Origin of the sequence: Pseudomonas sp. 8209, assembly GCF_028682105.1 — a bacterium.
In the GTDB taxonomy this organism is placed as follows: domain Bacteria; phylum Pseudomonadota; class Gammaproteobacteria; order Pseudomonadales; family Pseudomonadaceae; genus Aquipseudomonas; species Aquipseudomonas palmensis.
Genome location: NZ_JANIAH010000006.1, coordinates 55,623 through 76,071, shown reverse-complemented (window position 1 = coordinate 76,071; position 20,449 = coordinate 55,623). Strand labels below are relative to the sequence as shown.

The window sequence follows — 20,449 nt, the reverse complement described above, 5'->3', positions numbered from 1 at the left end:
CAGAGCTCATAAACCCGCCGGGGATGACTGGCGATGAATAGGCCGATTCTACACCGCTGGCGGCGGGAAGGAATGGCGCATTGGGCGGTTGGGCGTTTTCGCTGCGCGCGGGCCGCCCAACCGCCATGGCGTTCAGCCGGCCTCGGAGAAGTGCACCAGCTTCACGCGCTTGCGAAAGCCGCCGGTCAGCACGCCCAGGTACACCAGGCCGAGGGTGAACCAGGTCATGCCGATGGTCAGGGTCAGTGCCGACAGGCTGGTCCACAGCCACAGTGTGAGGCTCATGCCCACCAGCGGCACCACGCCGTAACGCAGCAGCCCCGAGAGGTTGCGGTGGCAGGCTTGATCGACCAGGTGCGTGCGCACCACCGCCAGGTTCACCGCCGAGAACGCCACCAGCGCGCCAAAGCTGATCAGCGAGGCCAGGGTGGTCAGGTCGATCACCAGTGCCAGCAGGGAGAACAACGATACCACCAGGGTGGCGAACACCGGGGTGCCGAAGCGTGGCGAAAGGCGCCCGAACCAGCGCCGTGGCAGCACCTGGTCGCGGCCCATGGTGTACAGGATGCGCGACACCGCAGCCTGCGAGGCCAGTGCCGAACCCAGGCTGCCGGCCACGAAGGCCGCGGTGAAGAAGTTGGCGAGGAACTGCCCGCCGGCCTTGAACATCACTTCATTGGCTGCCGCATCGACGTTGGCGAAGTGGCTGCCCGGCAGTACCAGCTGGCTGATGTAGGCCAGCACGGTGAACAGCAGCCCGGCGCCCAGGGTGGTGAGCAGGATGGCGCGCGGCACATCGCGTTGCGGGTCGCGGGTTTCCTCGGCAAGGGTCGATACCGCGTCGAAGCCCAGGAAGGACAGGCACAGTACCGCTGCCCCGGTCATCAGGTGGCTGAACCCGGGCCGGGTGCCGTCACCGAGCAGGGGCGACAGCAGGTCGATGGGCGCGCCGTGCAGGCTCTTGATCGACAGCGCGGCGAACACGCCGATGAAGATGATCTGCGCGCCCACGATCAGGTTGCTGGCCTTGGCCACCGAATGGATGCCGATCACGTTGAGCACGGTCACCAGGGCGATGGCGGCGACGATGATGCCCCACACCGGCAGTGCCGGGAAGGCGATGTTGAGGAACAGCCCGATCAGCAGGTAGTTGATCATCGGGATGAACAGGTAGTCGAGCAGCAGCGACCAGCCGGCCAGAAAGCCGATGTTGGGGCCGAACGCCAGGTGGGTATAGGAGTAGGCCGAGCCCGCCACCGGGAAGCGTTTGACCATGAAGCTGTAGGACGTCGCGGTGAACAGCATGGCCAGCAGGGTCACCAGGTAGGCGCCTGCGGTGCGGCCACCGGTGAGCTCGGTGACGATGCCGTAGGTGGTGAAGATGGTGAGCGGCACCATGTACACCAGGCCGAAGAACACCAGGGCGGGCAGCCCCAGCACGCGGCGCAGTCGAGCGGTATCTGAAGTGCCAGGATGAGAGCGGTCGATAGAGGACATGGGTCGAACCTGCATTGTTTTTATTTTGATTGAGTCGATTTTTATCTGCTTATGTCGCCTGGATCAATGAAAAATTTGCCCTTATGGATTATTGTCCTGGATTTTTATCGGTATATGTGCATGGCTGCATGGGGCCTGTGCGGCGCTGCAATGAAGTCGACGTGCTCTAGCCGTGCGGGGTCGCCTGGCCCTAGACTGCGCGCCTTGTGCATCACCCCTCGCAAAAGGACTTGGAATGCCCGTGCTCAACCGCTCCGTGCTGTATTACCTCGCCATCGCCCTGGTACAGGGGGCGCTGCTGCTCACCTTCATCCATTACCGCAACCCTGTGCTCGCGGTGTTCTGCGCCACGCTGGCCCTGGTGGGCGGCATCAATCTGCAACTGCTGGGCGGCGCGGTGCGCCAGCGCGGAACCTGGCTGCTGGTGGCCGGCCTGGCGTTGCTGATGGCCAGCGTGTCAGCCTGGCTGTATGCGCAATCGGCCGACGGCTGGCTATGGATGCGCTGGATGCCGGCCTCGCTGGTGCTGGCCTATATCGGCGCGGCGTTCATCCTCAGTTGGCCGACCCGCGACGGCAATCGCCTGCGCTATCAGGACCTGTACCAGCACGCCTGGAACAATGCCTTCATCGTGCTGCTGGCGCTGCTGGTGGCCCTGGCGTTCTGGATGCTGCTGTGGCTGTGCGGGCGGCTGTTCACGATTCTGGGCGCGCCGGTGCTCAGCGATATCTTCGCCTCGCTCGAATTCATCTGCGTGTGCCTGCCGATCTTCTTCTCGCTGGGCATCCGCATGGGGCGCCAGAACGACAAGGCCATCGGCCTGCTGCGCAATGTGCTGCTCACTGTGTGCCGCTACCTGCTGCCGCTGTGTTCGCTGATTGCGGTGGTGTTCACTCTGGCGCTGGCGGTGACCGGGGTCGCGCCGATCTTCAACACCGGTTACTCCACCAGCATCCTGCTGTGCCTGGTGGGCAGTACGCTGTTTCTGCTCAACGGCGTGTTCCAGGACGGCGAGCACGATGCCGGTTATGCCAGGCCCCTGAAGCTGCTGGTGAACGCCAGCCTTGTGTGCCTGCCGCTGCTGACGGCGCTGGCGTGCTATTCGAGCTGGCTGCGCATCGACCAGTACGGCCTGACCCCGCAGCGCTTTCTGGCGATGCTGCTGATCGGCATCGCGCTGGTGCACAGCCTGGCCGCGCTGTGGGCCATTCGCCCGCGCCAGGCGGTGTGGCTGGGCAGCTTGCGGCGCAGCAACCCGTTGATCGCGCTGCTGAGTTTCGTGGTGCTGATGCTGGTGTTCACGCCGATGCTCAACCCGTTGACCTACAGTGCCGCCAACCAGATGGAGCGGCTGTTGAGCGGGCGCACCTCGGCGGATGCGTTCGATGCGCGCGCATTGCGCTACCGGCTCGGCAAGCCGGGGATCGAGCAGTTCGAGCGGTTGTCGCGCCTGGTCAAGGAGGGGCAGATCCTGGATGCGCCAAGCCGCGAGCTGCTGGCCGATCGACTGCTGGAGGCCGAACCGGTGAGCATGTCGCCGCGTGAGTACGGACCCAAGCTGGAATGGATCGGGCCTGCGCCGGAGGACAGTGCGCAGATGCTCAACCTGACCCTGATCGAGAGCCAATGCGGCAGCTCGGGGTGTGCTGCCTGGCAGGTGGACCTGGATGACGATGGGGTCAACGAAGTGCTGGTGGTTCCCAAGCACGAGTACTCGACGTCGGCGTTCGTGTATGCGCGTCACGAGGGCTTCTGGCGTGATTATGCGCGGGTGGACGGGATCGGCACGGGGCGCGCACTGATCGAGCAGATTCGGGCGGGCACGCTCAAGCTGGCGAAACCGCGCTACAAGACCCTGGTGATCGACGGGCGAGAACTGGGAATGATGCCTTACCCGCAGCGCGATTGAGTGCACCTGCCTGCAGGAGCCGGCCTTGCCGGCGAAAGGCCGTTACAGGCAAAAAAAATCCCGGCACCTGGCCGGGATTTTCATTCAGCGCGATCAGCTGTTGGGCAGCAGCCGGCAGGTGATGCTCTTGATGTAGCGCGTTTCCGGGATCGCCGGGTGCACCGGGTGGTCCGGGCCCTGGCCGCCGCGTTCGAGCAGCTGCATGTTGCGATCCAGGTGGCGGGCGCTGGTCAGCAGGATGTTCTGCAGGTCGTCTTCGGGCAGGTGCATCGAGCACGAGGCGCTGACCAGAATGCCGTCCTTGCTCAGCAGGCGCATGGCCTGCTCGTTCAGGCGGCGGTAGGCGCCTTCGCCGTTCTTCAGGTCCTTCTTGCGCTTGATGAACGCGGGCGGGTCGGCCACGATCACGTCGAAACGCTCTTCAGCGGCCTTGAGCTCGCGCAGCGCCTCGAACACATCGCCTTCCACGCAGGTGACCTTCTCGGCAATGCCGTTGAGCGCCGCATTGCGCTCCACGCCATCCAGGGCAAAGCCCGAGGCATCCACACAGAACACTTCGCTGGCGCCGAACGCACCGGCCTGCACGCCCCAGCCACCGATGTAGCTGAACAGGTCGAGCACGCGCTTGCCTTTGACGTAGGGTGCCAGGCGTGCGCGGTTCATGCGGTGGTCGTAGAACCAGCCGGTCTTCTGGCCTTCCATCACCGGCGCTTCGAATTTCACGCCGTTCTCTTCCAGCGCCACCCACTCCGGCACCAGGCCGAACACGGTTTCGACGTAGCGGTTCAGGCCTTCGGCATCACGCGCCGCCGAGTCGTTCTTGAACAGGATGCCGGTGGGTTTGAGCACCTGCACCAGGGCGGCGATCACGTCGTCCTTGTGCTGTTCCATGGTGGCCGAGGCCAGCTGTACCACCAGGATGTCGCCGAAACGGTCGACCACCAGGCCCGGCAGCAGGTCCGAGTCGCCGTACACCAGGCGGTAGAACGGCTTGTCGAACAGGCGCTCGCGCAGCGACAGGGCCACGTTGATGCGGTGCACCAGCAGCGACTTGTCCAGGGCCAGCTTGGCGTCGCGCGACAGCAGGCGCGCGCAGATCAGGTTGTTGGGGCTCATGGCGACGATGCCCAGTGGCTTGCCGCCGGCACCTTCGAGCACCGCCTGGTCGCCGGCCTTGAAGCCATGCAGCGGGGTCGCGGCGACGTCGATTTCGTTGCTGTACACCCACAGATGGCCGGCGCGCAGGCGGCGGTCGGCGTTGGCTTTGAGGCGAAGGCTGGGCAGGGACATGACGTCGCTCCGGAAAAAAGAGCGGGAGTATAGCGCGTCGGCCGGGCACGCGGCTCGGCCGGCGACAAATAGCCGATCAGGCGCCCAAAGCGCGCAGCAGCTGGGTGTTGAAGGCGGGAATATCGTCGGGCTGGCGGCTGCTGATCAGGTTGCGGTCGATGACCACGGCCTGATCCTGCCACTGCCCGCCGGCATTGGTGATGTCGTCGCGCACGGTCTTGTAGCTGGTCATCTTGCGGCCCTTGACCAGCTGGCTCGACACCAGCAGCCAGGCGCCATGGCAGATCACCGCCAGGGGCTTGCCGCTGGCGTCGTGGGCCTTGACCAGCTTCTGGGCGCCGGGGTCGATGCGTATGGTGTCGGAGTTCTGCACGCCGCCGGGCAGCACGATGGCGTCGTAGACCGCGACGTCGGCCTTGTCGAAGGTGTTGTCCACATTGAAGTCGTCGGCGGGCTTGTCATGGTTCCAGCCCTTGACCGTGCCCGGTTTGGCCGAGAGGATGTCGACGCGCACGCCGCTTTGCTCGAGGGCCTGCTTGGGCCCGGTGAGTTCTACCTGCTCGAAGCCGTCGGTGACCAGCATGGCCACGCGCTTGCCGTTCAGTTGGGTCGTCATCTGCGTGCTCCTGTTGAGTTGAACCTGTAGTAAGCAGGCAGCCCTGGGGCAGGCAAAGTTCCTTCTGAATCCATCAACGGGTGTTTCCCGGCCCGCCTGCAGGGTTAGAATCGCCCTTCAGCCCCGAGTGTGTATCTATGTCCCAGGAACTTACCGCCGAACAGATCCAGCAAGCCCTGCAGGGCATCAGCGTACCGCCCCAGCCGCAGATCATGGTCGACCTGCAGTTCGAGCAGTACATGCCCGACCCGGACCTGGAGACCATCGCCAAGCTGATCTCCCAGGACCCGGGCCTTTCCGGCGCACTGCTCAAGCTGGTCAATTCGCCGTATTACGGGCTGACCAACAAGATCGCCTCGATCCAGCGCGCGGTGAACCTGCTGGGCAGCCGCTCGATCATCAACCTGATCAACGCGCAGTCGATCAAGGGCGAGATGAGCGACGACACCATCGTCACCCTCAACCGCTTCTGGGACACCGCCCAGGACGTGGCCATGACCTGCCTGACCCTGGCCAAGCGCATCGGCTCGCAGGCGGTGGACGAAGCCTATGCCCTGGGGCTGTTCCACGATTGCGGCGTGCCGCTGATGCACAAGCGCTTCCCCGACTACATGCATACCCTGGAGCAGGCCTACGCCGAGGCCGGCCCCGACAAGCGCGTGGTCGACACCGAGAACCGCACGTTCAACACCAACCACGCCGTGGTCGGCTACTACACGGCCAAGTCGTGGCGCCTGCCCGAGCACGTGAGTGCCGCCATCGCCAACCACCACAATGCCCTGGCGGTGTTCAGCGACGACTCGGCGCGCAACACCCAGCTCAAGAACCTGCTGGCCATCCTGAAGATGGCCGAGCACATCTGCAGCTCGTACCGGGTGCTGGGCAACCAGAGCGTGGACCACGAATGGAACACCGTCGGGCACCTGGTGCTCGACTACGTGGGCCTGTCGGAGTACGACTTCGAGAACCTCAAGCAGACCATCCGCGAAATGGGTGCGCACTGACCCATGCCCGAGCTACCTGAAGTCGAGACCACCCGCCGCGGCATTGCGCCGTACCTTGAAGGGCAGCGTGTCAGCCGTGTGGTGGTGCGTGAACGGCGCCTGCGCTGGCCGATACCCGAAGACCTCGACGTACGCTTGTCGGGGCAGCGCTTCGTGTCGGTGGAACGGCGTGCCAAGTACCTGCTGCTCAACGCCGAGGTGGGCACGCTGATCAGCCACCTGGGCATGTCGGGCAACCTGCGGCTGGTGGAGATCGGCCTGCCGGCGGCCAAGCACGAGCATGTGGACATCGAGCTGGAGTCGGGGCTGGCGCTGCGCTACACCGACCCGCGCCGGTTTGGCGCGATGCTCTGGACCCCCGACCCGTTGCAGCACGAGCTGCTGCTGCGCCTGGGCCCGGAACCGCTGACCGACCTGTTCGATGGCGAGCGGCTGTTCCAGCTGTCGCGCGGGCGCTCGATGGCGGTCAAGCCGTTCATCATGGACAACGCGGTGGTGGTGGGGGTGGGCAACATCTATGCGACCGAGGCGCTGTTCGCGGCGGGCATCGACCCGCGGCGCCCGGCCGGGGGCATTTCGCGGGCGCGCTACCTGCGCCTGGCCATCGAGATCAAGCGCATCCTGGCCGCCGCCATCGAGCGTGGCGGCACCACCTTGCGCGACTTCATCGGCGGCGACGGCCAGCCGGGCTACTTCCAGCAGGAACTGTTCGTGTACGGGCGCGGGGAAGAACCGTGCAAGGTGTGTGGCACGGTGCTGCGCAACGTGACCCTGGGCCAGCGCGCCAGCGTGTTCTGCCCGCGCTGCCAGACGTAGCGGCCTGTATCAGGCCTTGCCGGTGATCCTGCGGTACTTGGCCATCAGCTCGTCTTCGGTTTCCGGGTGCGCTTCATCCAGCGGGATGCAGTCGACCGGGCAGACCTGCTGGCACTGCGGTTCGTCGTAATGGCCAACGCACTGGGTGCACAGGTTGGGGTCGATCACGTAGATCTCTTCGCCCTGGGAGATGGCGGCGTTCGGGCACTCGGGTTCGCAGACGTCGCAATTGATGCAATCGTCGGTGATGATCAGGGACATGGGGACTCCGGCCGGGGCGTCAGGCCCGGGCATATGAAAACCAATGGGCACAATTGTGCCGCATTAACGCCCGCAGTGCACGCGGGCGCGGTTTTCGATGCGGGCGCGGTTACTTCTTGAAGCGCTCGGTGAGTGCGTCAGCCACTACCGGGTGCACGAACTTGGTGATATCGCCGCCCAGCGCCGCGATTTCGCGCACCAGGGTCGAGGATATGAACGAATAGCGCTCGGACGGCGTCAGGAACAGGCTTTCGACGTCGGGCGCCAGTTGCCGGTTCATGTTCGCCAGCTGGAACTCGTACTCGAAGTCCGAAACCGCGCGCAGGCCGCGCAGGAACACATTGGCCTGCTGCTCCTTGGCGAAATGCGCCAGCAGCGTGGAGAAGCCGATGACCTGCACGTTGGGCAGGTGCTTGGTGACCTCACGCGCCAGCTCTACCCGTTGTTCCAGGGGGAACAGCGGGTTCTTCTTGGGGCTGGCGGCGACCGCGATGATCACCTCGTCGAACAGCCGGGAGGCCCGCTCGACCAGATCGCCATGGCCTTTGGTAATAGGGTCGAATGTACCTGGGTACAACACTCGGTTCATCGCGTCGTCCTGGCAGGAGTGCGTTTGGGAGTCGGATGGTATCGCAGCAGCTGCGGTCGGCCAAGTCGCCATCGCCGGCTCAAGGCACTATAGACAGGCGTGATAATGCTTGTCACCCGCTGCAGGCCGAGTGTCTGGTGCCTTGAAAGTATCGACCCCATCGCGGGTCAGGCCCGCTCCCACAGGCTATGCATCTCTTTGTGGGAGCGGGCCTGACCCGCGATGGGGTCGCTGCAACGTCAGCGAATGAACAGACGATAGACCCACCGCTGCAGCGCCTTCCCATACGGCGGATAGATCAGCCGCGCCGCATTCACCCGCGACTTGGCGAACACCGCCCGGGCATGACTGAAGGTCTTGAAGCCCTCGTGCCCGTGGTAGTTGCCCATCCCCGACGGCCCGACCCCGCCAAACGGCAGGTCGTCCTGGGCCACGTGCAGCAGGGTGTCGTTCAGGCACACGCCGCCGGAATGGGTCTGCTCCAGCACCCGCCGCTGCTCGGCACGGTCGTGGCCGAAGTAGTACAGCGCCAGCGGGCGCGGGCGCTGGTTCACATAGGCCAGCGCCTCGGCCAGGCTGTCATAGGGCACCACCGGCAGCAGCGGGCCGAAGATCTCGTCCTGCATCACCTGCATGCTGTCATCGACCTGCAGCAGCACCTGCGGCGGCAGGCGCCGACCTTCGCGGGCTTCGCCGGGGTACAGGTCGAGCACGCTGGCGCCCTTGTCGCGGGCATCGCGCAAATAGCCTTCCAGGCGCGCCAGGTGACGCACATTGATGATCGCGCTGTAGTCCGGGTTGTTTCGCACCTGTGGATAAAACCGCAGCACCGCCTCGCGATAGGCCTGCACGAAGCCCTCCAGGCGCTCGCGCGGTACCAGCGCGTAGTCCGGGGCAACGCAGGTCTGCCCGGCGTTGAGGGTCTTGCCGAAGGCGATGCGCTCGGCCGCCTGGGCCAGCGGTACACTGGCCGACACGATGGCCGGCGACTTGCCGCCCAGCTCCAGGGTCACCGGGGTCAGGTTGGTGGCTGCCGCCGCCATCACCTGGCGGCCGATGCTGGTGGCGCCGGTGAACAGCAGGTGATCGAACGGCAGGCGCGAGAAGGCCTCGCCCACGCCAGCATCGCCCAGCACCACGCTGACCAGGTCGTCGGGAAACACTTCGCCCAGCAGGCGCTGAAGCAGCGCCGCGGTGGCCGGGGTGGCTTCGCTGAGCTTGAGCATCACCCGGTTGCCCGCTGCCAGCGCCGCGGTGAGCGGGCCGATGGCCAGAAACAGCGGGTAGTTCCATGGCACGATGATGCCCACCACGCCCAGCGGCTGGTACAGCACCCGCGCGCTGGCCGGCTGGAACGCCAGGCCCACCGTGCGCCGCACCGGCTTCATCCAGCCCTTGAGGTGGCGCTCGGCGTGGCGAATGCCCTGCACGCTGGGCATCAGTTCGGCCAGCAGGGTCTCGTCGGCACTGCGCCCGGCAAAGTCGCGGTCGATCGCCGCGACCAGGGCCAACTGGTTCGCCAGCAGCAGCCGGCGCAGGCTGGCAAGCCACTGCAGGCGCTGCGCCGCCGGCGCCATGGGCAGCCCGGCAAAGGCCCGGCGCTGCTGTTCGAACAGGGTCTGGAGGGGCATGCGGGCTCCGTGGCAGGGCAAGTGTGCCTGGAGCATATACGCCGGTTGTGCAGGTGGTACATCCCGTGGCGGATACGCCGTAAGATAAGCCTATTCCTTCAAGCTCATGCCTTTGGAGCTGACCATGGCACCGCGCATCAAGACCCGCGAGCTCATCGTGCAGAACAGCCTCGAGCTGTTCAACCAGCAGGGTGAACGCAGTGTCAGCACCAACCACATTGCTGCGCACATGGAAATCTCGCCTGGCAACCTCTATTACCACTTCGCCAACAAGCAGGCGATCATCGCCGTGCTGTTCACCCAGTACGAGGCGCTGGTGGAAGGCTTTCTGCGCCCGCCCCAGGGGCGCGCCGCCACCGTCGAGGACAAGCGCTTCTACCTCGAGGCGCTGCTGTCGGCGATGTGGAACTACCGCTTCCTGCACCGCGACCTCGAACACCTGCTCGGCCACGACCCGACCCTGGCTGCGCGCTACCGACGTTTTTCGCAGCGCTGCCTGCTGCAGGGCCAGGCCATCTACCGAGGTTTCGTCGAGGCCGACATCGTGGCCATGGACACCGTGCAGATCGAATCGCTGACCCTCAATGCCTGGATCGTGCTGACCTCCTGGGTGCGCTTTCTGTGCACCACCCGCGAGCACTCCGCGCACCTGAGCGAAGAGGCGATCAAGCGCGGCGTGTACCAGGTGCTGGTGCTGGAGCTCGGTTTCGTCACCGCCAGCGCGCGCCCTGCAGTGGATGCGCTGTGCAAGGAATTCTACGTGCCGCTGGACCAGGCACTGGAACAGTAGGCCGCCCACCCCCTTTGAATCGATATGGAGACCGACATGCCACTCGCGCAACTGACCGCACCCCAGCAACTGGCAGAGCGCCTGGGCGCTCCGAAGCTGGTGATTCTCGATTGTCGCTTTGCCCTGGAAGACGTCGACTATGGCCAGCGCAGCTATGCCGAAGGGCATATCGCCGGCGCGCACTTCGCCGACCTGGAGCGTGACCTGAGCGGGCCGGTGGTCAAGGGCGTGACCGGTCGCCACCCCTTGCCCGACCCGCAGCAACTGATCCAACGGCTGCGCAGCTGGGGCATCGACAACGACAGCGACGTGGTGCTCTACGACGATGGCCCCGGGGCCTTTGCCGCGCGGGCCTGGTGGTTGCTGGCATGGCTGGGCAAGCGCGACGGGGTGGCGATCCTCGATGGCGGGCTCAAGGCCTGGCACGCGGCCGGGTTGCCGCTGAGCCTGGATGCCTGTGACAAGCGTGAAGGCAACTTCAGCGGGCAGCCCGATGCGAGCCTGGTGCTGGACGCCGCCGAGTTGGCCAATGGCCTGGGCACGCCCGACCTGACCCTGCTCGACGCCCGTGCGCTGCCGCGTTTTCGCGGCGAGGTGGAGCCCATCGACCCGGTGGCCGGGCATATCCCGGGTGCGCATTGCGCGGCCTTCACCGACAACCTGGGGCCTGATGGTCGTTTTCTGTCGCCCCAGCAGCTCAAGCAGCGCTTTGCCGCCTTGCTCGGTACGCGCCAGCCGCAGGCGCTGGTGGCCTATTGCGGCTCGGGGGTGACGGCCTGCCATAACCTGTTCGCCCTGGCCTTGGCCGGTTATCCGCTGGCACGGCTGTACGCCGGTTCGTGGAGCGAGTGGATCACCGACCCGCAGCGTCCGGTGGCCAAGGGCGACTGATCAGGCCCCGCTGGCCAGCCACTGTGGAATGCGCCGCTCCAGGTAGTAGCCGGGCTGGCGCAGGCTGCCGTCGACAAAGCCCACGTGACCGCCATGACGGTGCAGCTCCAGGGTGGTCTGGCTGGCCAGTTCGGCGGCCCCTGGCAGGCTGTGGCTGAACACGAACGGATCGTCCTGGGCATGGATGATCAGCGTGGGCGTACGGTTTTCACCCAGATAGTAGCGGCTCGACGAGCGCTGGTAGTAGTCGTGGGCGTCGCTGAAGCCGTTCAGCGGTGCGGTCACACGGCCGTCGAAATCCCAGAAGGTGCGCAGGTTTTCCAGCGGGCCGAGGCGGTCCAGGGTTGCCAGGCCCTCATGGTGACCGTGGTGCTGGAAGTGGCGCTGCTTGTCCTTCACGTAGCCCAGCATGGCGCGCATGAAGTGCGCCTGGTACACCCGTGAAAACCCCAGGCCGATGCGATCGGCGCACTGGTCCAGGCGAAACGGCACCGACACCGCCACGGCCGCCTGCAACTGGCTGGCCGTACCCGCTTCCCCCAGGTGCTTGAGCAGCACGTTGCCACCCAGCGAATAACCCACCGCGTACAGCGGTGCCTGCGGGCGCTGGGTGCGCAGGTGGGCGATGACTTCGGCCAGGTCTTCGCTGGCGCCGGAGTGGTAGCTGCGCGGCAACAGGTTCGGCTCGCCCGAGCATCCGCGCCAGTTGACCGCCACGCTGGCCCAGCCCTGCGCCGCCAGGGCGCGCTGCAGGCCGATGACGTAATGGGAGGTCGACGAGCCGGTCAGGCCGTGCAGTACCACCACCAGTGGTGTGGTGGTGGCAAGCGGGCCGTGCCAGTCCAGGTCGAGGAAATCGCCGTCGGCCAGCCACAGGCGCTCGCGCCGATGTGCCAGCGGTGGCGACTTGCGCCAGAGCGGGCCCCAGAGCGTCTGCACATGGGGGTTGCGCAGGCCGGTGGCTGGCTTGAACGGGGGTGGGGTGGCGCTGGACATCGTCGAGGTCTCTTGAGCGGGCGGCAGACCCTGTGATCAGTGTATGTGCGCAAGCGCAGGTCTGCTGCCGCCAAAGCATATTCAGCAGGTGTCACTTCGGGCAAGGGCTGTCGGTTGGCGAGGCTGAGGTCGTGGAAGGGTGTGCTGGGCGAGTGCCGGGCTGCTGAGGGTCAGCAGCCCGGCGGTGGTGCAGGCGGCACGCACAAGCCGGTTGGTGATCGGTGTCGTGCCTGGGGAGCGCCGGAGCACGATCAGGCAAAGCACCTCAGGCGGCCGCAGTTTGCTGGAGGCGGGGCGACGTTCAGCCGCGCTCCCACAAGGCATAGTGCACCTGACCGGCCTTCTTTTCCCGGTGCAGGCGCCAGTTGCCCGGCAGTTGCAGGGTCGACGGCGCGGTTTCGCTTTCGGTGTAGATCCACGCGTGCTCGGCCAGCCAGTGGCGCTCTTCGAGCAGTGCACAGGTGGCCGGCAGCAGGTCCTGGTGGAAGGGCGGGTCGAGGAACACCACGTCGAACGGGGCCTTGGGCTCGCCTTGCAGGTAGCGCACCACGTCGGTCTGGATCACCTGCCCGGTGGGGCAGCGCAGCAGCTCCAGGTTGTCCTTGAGGTTCTCGATGGCGGCGCGGTTGCTGTCCAGCGCCACGGCCGAGGCCGCGCCGCGCGACAGCGCTTCGAGAAACAGCGCGCCGCTGCCGGCAAAGGCATCCAGCACGCGGGCGCCCTCGATGTGCGCGGTCAGCCAGTTGAACAGGGTTTCGCGCACCCGGTCGGGGGTAGGGCGCAGGCCCGGTGCGTCAGGAAAGCTCAGGCGGCGGCTGCGCCACTCGCCGGCGATGATGCGCAACTGGCCCTGGCCGCCGTGGGCGGCGGCCTTGGATTTGGCGGATGGACTGGCCATTAATGCTCCGGTACGCCAAGCGGCTGCTCGGCGGGTTTGTCAGTGGGCGGTGGCAGCGGCTGTTGCGCCACCTTCGGCCCGGCGGTCACGATGACCATCTTGTCGGCGGCCAGGTGCTTGTTGAGGGCAGCACGCACCTGCTCGACGGTGAGGCTCTGGGACTTCTGCATGAAGTCCTCGAGGAAATTCAGCGGCAGGTCATAGAAGCCGATGGCCCCCAGTTGGCCGACGATGCTCGCATTGCTGGCGGTGGACAGCGGGAAGCTGCCGGCCAGTTCGCGCTTGGCATCGTCCAGCTCCTGCTGGGTGGGGCCGGTCTTGAGGTAGTCGCGCAGGATGTCCTGTACCAGCTTGAGCGTGCCTTCGCTGAGTTCGGCACGGGTCTGCAGGTTGATCATGAACGGGCCACGCACCTGCATCGGGCTGAACACCGAGTACACGCCGTAGGTCAGGCCGCGCTTTTCGCGCACTTCGCTCATCAGGCGGGTGCCGAAGGCGCCGCCGCCGAGGATCGAGTTGCCCAGCGACAGGGCCGCGTAGTCCGGGTCGGCGCGGTCGATGCCCAGCTGGGCCAGCATCAGGTGGGTCTGCTTGGACGGGAAGTCGATGTGGTTGACGCCAGGCTTGGGTTCGCTCGGTTGTGCCAGCTTGGGCAGCGTCGGGCCCTTGGGCAGCGCGGCGGAGACCTGCGCGGCAATCGCCTCGGCTTCAGTGCGGCTGAGGTCGCCGACCAGTGCGATCACCACGTTGCCGGCGGCATAGGCCTTGGCATGGAAAGCGCGCAGCTGGTCCAGGGTGATCGGCGGGATGCTCCTGGCGTCGCCATCGCTGGGGTGCCCGTAGGGATGCTTGCCGTAGAGCTTCTCGAACAGCTCGATGCTGGCCAGCTTGCCGGGGTTCTGCTTCTGGTACTCGAAGCCGGCGAGCATCTGGTTCTTGATGCGCTTGAGCGCGTCTTCAGGGAAGGTCGGCTTGCCCACCACTTCGGCGAACAGCTTCAGGGCCGGCTCGCGCTTGTCCTTGGCGCTCAGGCTGCGCAGCGAGGCCACCGCCATGTCGCGGTAGGCACCGTTGCCGAAATCCGCGCCCAGGCCTTCGAAGCCGGCGGCGATGGCGCCGACGTCCTTGCCCGCCACGCCTTCGTTGAGCATGGCGTTGGTCAGGGTGGCCAGGCCCGGCAGGTTACCGTCCTGGCTGCTGCCGGCGGCGAAGGTCAGGCGCAGGTCGAACATCGGCAGTTCGTGGGCTTCGACGAACAGCACCTTGGCGCCTTCGGCGGTGTTCCAGGTCTTGATGTCGAGGTTGCGTCGGCTCGGTGCCTTGCCGTCCAGCTCGGCCAGCGATTGCAGGTTGGCGCCGGGCTTGGCGGCCGCGGTGTCGGCATGGGCGGGGCCGGCCAGGCACACGGCGCTCAGCAGCAACGCGCCGAATACGCCGCGGCCCTTCGGGGTGTGGCGTGGGGTGGTGTGCTCAGTCATGCGCCTGCTCCTCGGGCAATACATGCGCAACGCTCAGGCGTTCGCGGGTGAAATAGGTGCGGGCGGCACTCTGGATGTCGGCCGGGGTCACGCTCTTGAGCTCGTCGAGCTCCTTGTCGATGAGCTTCCACGACAGCCCGACGGTCTCCAGTTGGCCGATGGTGGTGGCCTGGCTGCTGATCGAGTCGCGGTCGTAGACCAGCCCGGCAATCACCTGGGCGCGCACGCGCTCCAGCTCTTCAGCGGTTGGCGGGGTGGTTTTCAGCTCGTCGAGCAGCTTCCAGACGCCGCTTTCGACCTCGGCCAGGGTCTTTTTCTTCTGCGTGTTGGGCACCGCGGAGAGCACGAACAGGCTGTCGCCACGGGTGAACGGGTTGTAGCTGGCCGACGCGCCGGCCACCAGTTCCTGGCCGCGTTCCAGGCGGGTGGCCATGCGCGCGCTGTAGCCGCCGTCGAGCAGGGCCGCGATCAGGCGCAGGGCGTGCACGCTGCGCGGGTCCTTGGCGGTGGCCAGGCCCGGCACGTTGAAGCCGTAGATCAGGCTCGGCAGTTGGGTGCGCACATGCACGGTGAGCTGGCGCAGGCCCGGCTCGGCCAGTTCCAGCGGCAGTTTGGCAGGGGGTGTGGCGCGCTTGGGGATGGCACCGAAGTAACGCTGGGCCAGGCCCTTGACCTCGTCGGCGGTGACGTCGCCGACCACCACCAGGGTGGCGTTGTTGGGCACGTACCAGGCTTCGTACCAGTGGCGCAGCTCTTCGACCTTCATGCGTTCGAGGTCGGCCATCCAGCCGATGGTAGGGGTGTGGTAGCCGCTGGCCGGGTGGGCCATGGCGCTGAACAGCTCCATGGCCTTGGAGTTGGGCTGATCGTCGACGCGCAGGCGGCGCTCTTCCTTGATGACCTCGATTTCGCGGCTGAACTCTTCGGGCGGCAGGCGCAGGCTGCCCATGCGATCGGCTTCCAGTTCCAGGGCCACGCCCAGGCGGTCGCGGGCCAGCACCTGGTAGTAGGCGGTGTAGTCGTCGCTGGTGAAGGCGTTCTCTTCGGCGCCCAGGTCACGCAGGATGCGTGAGGCTTCGCCAGGCCCCAGCTTGTTGCTGCCCTTGAACATCATGTGTTCCAGGGCATGGGACAAGCCGGTCTGACCCGGGGTCTCGTAGCTGGAGCCGACCTTGTACCAGACCTGCGATACCACCACCGGGGCGCGATGGTCTTCACGCACGATGACCTTGAGGCCGTTGTCGAGGGTGAATTCATGGGTGGGCTGGACGTCGGCGGCAACCGCCACCAGGGGCATGACAATTGTGCTGAGCAGCAGGCCGGCGGCGCGGCGGGCTAGAGCATTCATTGATGATTCAACCTGTAGGGCTGCCCGCATGGCCTTAGCGTCGGCGGGCTAGGAGGTGCTAGGATACTGATCCGGTTGCCTGACGACCATGCCTGTCGAGATCAAGCGTTGCAGGCGTCCCGACAAAATGTTGCGCATGAACCAGTCGGCTTGACCATAGTCTGTTCTGCGTTAGAAGAATTTTGAGGCGCCACACTGGCGCATCGCTACCCTGAGATAGCCGTCTTCCATGTTTGGTTCCAACGACGACAAAAAGACCCCGGCCGCGGCCGGTGAAAAGAAAGGCCTGTTCGGCTGGCTGCGCAAAAAGCCCCAGCAACCTGTTGTCGAACAGCCCGAAACCCCAGTGCCAGAGGCGCTGGAGCCTATCGCCCCGACTTTGCCTGAGCCGGTAGCCGTCGAGCCCGCCCCGGTCGCGAGCGCGCCCGTCGCCGTCGAGGATCACCCCAGCAGCCTGGTGCTGCCGGTGCCCGAAGAGCCGGTGGCGCTGGTGGCCGACCTCGAGCCCCACGTCCCCCCGCCGATTCCCGAGCGCCCAGCCCCCGAGCCTGCCCCGCAGTACGCTGCGCCCGAGCCTGTTGAAGCGCCTGCGCCGCAGTACGCCGCGCCCGAGCCGGTGATCGAGCCTGCCCCGCAGTACAGCGCACCCGAGCCGGTGGTCGAGCCGCCTGCAGTGGTGGTGCCCGCACCTGTTGCGGCCACCGAGGTCGCCCTGCCTGTTCCCGAGGCCGCCCCGTCGGCGCCTGAAACCACCACCAAGGCCGGCTTCTTCGCCCGCCTCAAGCAGGGCCTGTCCAAGACCAGCGCCAGCATTGGTGAGGGCATGGCCAGCCTGTTCCTGGGCAAGAAGGTCATCGACGACGACCTGCTCGAAGAGATCGAGACCCGCCTGCTGACCGCCGACGTTGGCGTCGAGGCCACCTCGGTGATCGTGCAGAGCCTGACCCAGAAGGTCGCACGCAAGCAGCTGGCCGATGCCGATGCCCTGTACAAGTCGCTGCAGGGCGAGCTGACCGACCTGCTCAAGCCGGTCGAACAGCCGCTGAAGGTGCATGCCGCGAACAAGCCGTTCGTGATCCTGGTGGTCGGCGTCAACGGCGCCGGCAAGACCACCACCATCGGCAAGCTGGCGAAAAAGCTCCAGCTCGAAGGCAAGAAGGTCATGCTGGCCGCCGGCGATACCTTCCGTGCTGCCGCGGTGGAGCAGCTGCAGGTATGGGGCGAGCGCAACCAGATCCCGGTGATCGCCCAGCACACCGGCGCCGACTCCGCTTCGGTGATCTTCGACGCGGTGCAGGCGGCCAAGGCGCGCAACATCGACGTGCTGATCGCCGACACCGCCGGTCGCCTGCACACCAAAGACAACCTGATGGAAGAGCTGAAGAAGGTTCGCCGCGTGATCGGCAAGCTGGACGCCGACGCGCCGCACGAGGTGCTGCTGGTGCTGGACGCCGGCACCGGGCAGAACGCCATCAACCAGGCCAAGCACTTCAACCAGAGCGTGGAGCTCACCGGCCTGGCGCTGACCAAGCTCGACGGCACCGCCAAGGGCGGGGTGATCTTCGCCCTGGCCAAGCAGTTCGGCCTGCCGATCCGCTACATTGGTGTGGGCGAAGGCATCGATGACCTGCGCACCTTCGAAGCCGAGCCCTTCGTACAAGCCTTGTTTGCCGAGCGGGAGCCTTCATGATCCGATTCGAACAGGTCGCCAAGCGTTACCCTAACGGTCACGTTGGCCTGCATGAATTGAGTTTTCGGGTGCGTCGGGGCGAGTTCCTGTTCGTCACCGGCCATTCCGGCGCGGGCAAGAGCACCTTGCTGCGCCTGCTGCTGGCCATGGAGCGTCCGACCAGCGGCAAGCTGCTGCTGGCCGGCCAGGACCTTGGTCAGATCAGCAACGCGCAGATCCCGTTCCTGCGTCGCCAGATCGGCGTGGTGTTCCAGAACCACCAACTGCTGTTCGACCGTACCGTGTTCAACAACGTCGCCCTGCCGTTGCAGATCCTGGGCCTGTCCAAGGTCGAGGTGGCCAAGCGTGTGGACGCGGCGCTGGAGCGTGTGGCCCTGTCGGACAAGGCCCAGCTGTTCCCCGGCGACCTGTCCACCGGCCAGCAGCAACGGGTGGGCATTGCGCGTGCCATCGTGCACCGTCCGGCCCTGTTGCTGGCGGATGAACCCACCGGCAACCTCGACCCGCGCCTGGCGGCCGAGATCATGGGTGTTTTCGAAGATATCAACCGCCTGGGCACCAGCGTGCTGATCGCCAGCCACGATCTGGCGCTGATCGCGCGCATGCGCCATCGCATGCTGACCCTGCAGCGCGGCCGCTTGATCGGCGATGGGGAGGCCGGGCAATGAGTGCAACACGTAGTCCCAAGGTGTCCGAGCGGGTGGCCCCTGCGGCAGCCGAGCCAAGCCCTCAGAAACAGAAAAAGCGCCGTGATGATGACGATGACGGCCCGGATTTCAGTACGCTGCTGCACGCCTGGCTGGAAAGCCATCGCTCCAGCCTGCTCGACAGCCTGCGTCGCCTGGGCAAGCAGCCGATCGGCAGCTTCTTCACCTGCCTGGTGATGGCCGTGGCCCTGAGCCTGCCGATGGGGTTGTCGCTGCTGCTGAGCAATGTCGAGCGCCTGGGCGGCTCGTGGCAGCGTGCAGCGCAGATTTCGCTGTACCTCAAACTTGACGCCAGCGTGAGCGAAGGCGAAGCCCTGCGTACCCAGATCAAGGGCATGCCGGGGGTGGCCGATGCCGAGTATGTCAGCCGTGAACAGGCCCTCGACGAGTTCCAGCAGCAGTCCGGGCTGGGCGAGGCCTTGCGCGAGCTGCCGGAGAACCCCTTGCCTGGCGTGGTCGTGGTGACCCCGGCCGAAGTCGACAAGCCAGCGCTGGAGGCCCTGCGCCAACGCCTGGCCGAACTGCCCAAGGTGGAACTGGCCCAGCTCGACCTGGTGTGGGTGGAGCGGCTGGCGGCGATCCTCAAGCTGGGTGATCGCTTTGTCTTCGGCCTGACCGTGCTGCTGGTGTCGGCGCTGCTGCTGGTCATCGGCAACACCATTCGCCTGCATATCGAGAACCGCCGTACCGAAATCGAGGTCATCAAGCTGGTGGGCGGTACCGATGCCTACGTGCGCCGGCCGTTCCTGTACATGGGCGCGTTGTATGGCCTGGGGGCAGGCGTACTGTCCTGGGGGGTGCTGGCGTTCGGCCTCAACTGGCTGGATGACGCGGTCGTCGGGCTATCGGGTCTGTACGGCAGCGATTTCTCGCTGGCCGGGGTGCCGCCTGCCGATGGTCTGTCGCTCTTGCTTGGGGCGGTGCTGTTAGGGTATATCGGTGCTTGGATTGCGGTCGCTCGGCATCTGCGTGAGCTTGCACCGCGATAGTGTCTTCCAGCCGTCATTGACTATCGTGTATTTCGGGAACTTGTTTCGCGGTTCCCGGTCAATGGTGGCAGTGCCTGATGGCACAATTCAGTGAGTCGGAGGTTTTTTCGTATGACCACTTCGTTGCAACCTGCCTATGCCTTGGTCCCGGGTGCGAACCTGGAGGCCTATGTGCACACGGTCAACAGCATTCCATTGCTGACGCCCGAGCAGGAGCGTGAACTGGCCGAGAGTCTCTACTATGAGCAGGATCTGGGGGCGGCTCGGCAGATGGTGCTCGCCCACCTGCGTTTTGTCGTACATATCGCGCGTAGCTATTCGGGCTACGGGCTGGCCCAGGCCGACCTGATTCAGGAAGGCAACGTTGGCCTGATGAAAGCGGTCAAGCGTTTCAACCCCGAGATGGGTGTGCGCCTGGTGTCCTTTGCCGTGCACTGGATCAAGGCCGAAATTCACGAATTCATCCTGCGCAACTGGCGCATCGTCAAGGTCGCGACCACCAAGGCGCAGCGCAAGCTGTTCTTCAACCTGCGCAGCCAGAAGAAGCGTCTGGCCTGGCTGAACAACGATGAAGTGCATCGTGTGGCCGAAAGCCTGGGTGTGGAGCCGCGTGAAGTGCGCGAGATGGAAAGCCGCCTGACCGGTCAGGACATGGCCTTCGACCCGGCCAGCGAGGCGGACGACGACAGCGCGTTCCAGTCGCCGGCCAACTACCTCGAAGACCACCGTTACGACCCGGCACGTCAGCTGGAGGATGCGGACTGGAGCGACAGCTCCTCGAACAACCTGCACGAGGCGCTGCAAGGCCTGGACGACCGTAGCCGCGACATCCTGTACCAGCGCTGGCTGGCCGAAGAGAAGGCCACGCTGCATGACCTGGCGGCCAAGTACAGCGTGTCGGCCGAGCGTATCCGGCAGCTGGAGAAGAATGCGATGAACAAGGTGAAAGCCCTGATCGCTGCCTGATCTGCGGGACCCTTAGGGCCCCTTCACCGGCAAGGCCGGCTCCTACAACAATCCCTGTAGGAGCCGGCCTTGCCGGCGAAGGG

Annotated in this window: 18 protein-coding genes and 1 pseudogene; 9 read left to right on the top strand and 10 right to left on the bottom strand. The window is 65.8% G+C overall.

Annotated elements, in window-relative coordinates; translation table 11 throughout:
- Positions 1–132: 132 nt before the first annotated feature.
- The gene (locus NP552_RS14325; RefSeq protein WP_253086241.1) at positions 133–1,497 is read right to left on the bottom strand and encodes an APC family permease; all 1,365 of its coding nucleotides are present in this window, start codon (positions 1,495–1,497) and stop codon (positions 133–135) included.
- A gap of 235 nt (positions 1,498–1,732) precedes the next feature.
- On the opposite strand from NP552_RS14325, the gene NP552_RS14320 reads away from it, so the two are divergent.
- Positions 1,733–3,406: a DUF4153 domain-containing protein gene (locus tag NP552_RS14320; RefSeq protein WP_274096850.1), complete on the top strand. Its 1,674-nt coding sequence runs from the start codon at positions 1,733–1,735 to the stop codon at positions 3,404–3,406.
- 93 nt (positions 3,407–3,499) lie between these two features.
- On the opposite strand, the gene NP552_RS14315 is transcribed toward NP552_RS14320, so the two are convergent.
- Positions 3,500–4,696, bottom strand: a complete 1,197-nt coding sequence (locus NP552_RS14315) for a class I SAM-dependent rRNA methyltransferase (RefSeq protein ID WP_043860000.1) — start codon at positions 4,694–4,696, stop codon at positions 3,500–3,502.
- A 76-nt stretch (positions 4,697–4,772) separates the two neighbouring features.
- On the bottom strand, positions 4,773–5,312 hold the full coding sequence (locus tag NP552_RS14310; protein WP_058541779.1) for a type 1 glutamine amidotransferase domain-containing protein: 540 nt from the start codon (positions 5,310–5,312) through the stop codon (positions 4,773–4,775).
- Positions 5,313–5,449: 137 nt separating this feature from the next.
- Between NP552_RS14310 and NP552_RS14305 the strand changes: the two genes are divergently transcribed.
- Together NP552_RS14305 and mutM are read left to right on the top strand one after the other, a co-directional pair.
- The gene (locus NP552_RS14305; protein ID WP_043859998.1) at positions 5,450–6,316 is read left to right on the top strand and encodes an HDOD domain-containing protein; all 867 of its coding nucleotides are present in this window, start codon (positions 5,450–5,452) and stop codon (positions 6,314–6,316) included.
- Between the two features lie 3 nt (positions 6,317–6,319).
- Positions 6,320–7,132: a bifunctional DNA-formamidopyrimidine glycosylase/DNA-(apurinic or apyrimidinic site) lyase gene (mutM, locus tag NP552_RS14300; RefSeq protein WP_043859997.1), complete on the top strand. Its 813-nt coding sequence runs from the start codon at positions 6,320–6,322 to the stop codon at positions 7,130–7,132.
- A gap of 9 nt (positions 7,133–7,141) precedes the next feature.
- Here the strand turns inward: mutM and NP552_RS14295 are convergent, their stop codons facing one another.
- From NP552_RS14295 to NP552_RS14285, 3 genes are all read right to left on the bottom strand, one after another.
- Complete coding sequence (locus tag NP552_RS14295) at positions 7,142–7,393, bottom strand: YfhL family 4Fe-4S dicluster ferredoxin (protein ID WP_011531711.1); 252 nt, start codon at positions 7,391–7,393, stop codon at positions 7,142–7,144.
- Positions 7,394–7,502: 109 nt separating this feature from the next.
- Positions 7,503–7,982 carry a pantetheine-phosphate adenylyltransferase gene (gene coaD, locus NP552_RS14290; RefSeq protein WP_043859996.1) on the bottom strand — a complete coding sequence of 160 codons (480 nt, stop codon included), beginning with the start codon at positions 7,980–7,982 and terminating at the stop codon, positions 7,503–7,505.
- Positions 7,983–8,221: 239 nt separating this feature from the next.
- Complete coding sequence (locus NP552_RS14285) at positions 8,222–9,649, bottom strand: coniferyl aldehyde dehydrogenase (protein ID WP_426428893.1); 1,428 nt, start codon at positions 9,647–9,649, stop codon at positions 8,222–8,224.
- 88 nt (positions 9,650–9,737) lie between these two features.
- Between NP552_RS14285 and NP552_RS14280 the strand changes: the two genes are divergently transcribed.
- On the top strand, positions 9,738–10,403 hold the full coding sequence (locus tag NP552_RS14280) for a TetR/AcrR family transcriptional regulator (protein WP_043859994.1): 666 nt from the start codon (positions 9,738–9,740) through the stop codon (positions 10,401–10,403).
- A gap of 36 nt (positions 10,404–10,439) precedes the next feature.
- A complete protein-coding gene (locus NP552_RS14275; protein ID WP_274096848.1) occupies positions 10,440–11,294 on the top strand; it encodes a sulfurtransferase in 855 nt (284 codons plus the stop codon).
- On the opposite strand, the gene NP552_RS14270 is transcribed toward NP552_RS14275, so the two are convergent.
- The 4 genes and pseudogenes from NP552_RS14270 to NP552_RS14255 all read right to left on the bottom strand — a co-directional run bounded on the left by NP552_RS14270 (position 11,295) and on the right by NP552_RS14255 (position 16,014).
- Positions 11,295–12,290 carry a hydrolase gene (locus NP552_RS14270; RefSeq protein WP_043859993.1) on the bottom strand — a complete coding sequence of 332 codons (996 nt, stop codon included), beginning with the start codon at positions 12,288–12,290 and terminating at the stop codon, positions 11,295–11,297.
- A 301-nt stretch (positions 12,291–12,591) separates the two neighbouring features.
- Entirely contained in the window at positions 12,592–13,188 is a 597-nt protein-coding gene (gene rsmD / locus NP552_RS14265) for a 16S rRNA (guanine(966)-N(2))-methyltransferase RsmD (RefSeq protein WP_043859992.1), read from the bottom strand.
- Positions 13,188–14,555, bottom strand: a pseudogene (locus tag NP552_RS14260) (M16 family metallopeptidase); the annotation flags it as partial. The gene rsmD and the pseudogene NP552_RS14260, both read right to left, overlap by 1 nt.
- Before the next feature lie 103 nt (positions 14,556–14,658).
- On the bottom strand, positions 14,659–16,014 hold the full coding sequence (locus tag NP552_RS14255; RefSeq protein WP_043859990.1) for a M16 family metallopeptidase: 1,356 nt from the start codon (positions 16,012–16,014) through the stop codon (positions 14,659–14,661).
- Between the two features lie 229 nt (positions 16,015–16,243).
- Here NP552_RS14255 and ftsY point away from each other — a divergent pair, with 229 nt between their 5' ends.
- From ftsY to rpoH, 4 genes are all read left to right on the top strand, one after another.
- Positions 16,244–17,704, top strand: a complete 1,461-nt coding sequence (gene ftsY, locus NP552_RS14250) for a signal recognition particle-docking protein FtsY (protein ID WP_100634286.1) — start codon at positions 16,244–16,246, stop codon at positions 17,702–17,704.
- Positions 17,701–18,372: a cell division ATP-binding protein FtsE gene (gene ftsE, locus NP552_RS14245; protein ID WP_043860122.1), complete on the top strand. Its 672-nt coding sequence runs from the start codon at positions 17,701–17,703 to the stop codon at positions 18,370–18,372. The genes ftsY and ftsE overlap by 4 nt, the downstream gene beginning before the upstream one ends.
- Positions 18,369–19,400 carry a permease-like cell division protein FtsX gene (ftsX, locus tag NP552_RS14240; protein ID WP_043860123.1) on the top strand — a complete coding sequence of 344 codons (1,032 nt, stop codon included), beginning with the start codon at positions 18,369–18,371 and terminating at the stop codon, positions 19,398–19,400. The genes ftsE and ftsX overlap by 4 nt, the downstream gene beginning before the upstream one ends.
- Positions 19,401–19,511: 111 nt before the next feature.
- Positions 19,512–20,366, top strand: a complete 855-nt coding sequence (gene rpoH, locus NP552_RS14235; protein ID WP_043860124.1) for an RNA polymerase sigma factor RpoH — start codon at positions 19,512–19,514, stop codon at positions 20,364–20,366.
- Positions 20,367–20,449: the final 83 nt, after the last annotated feature.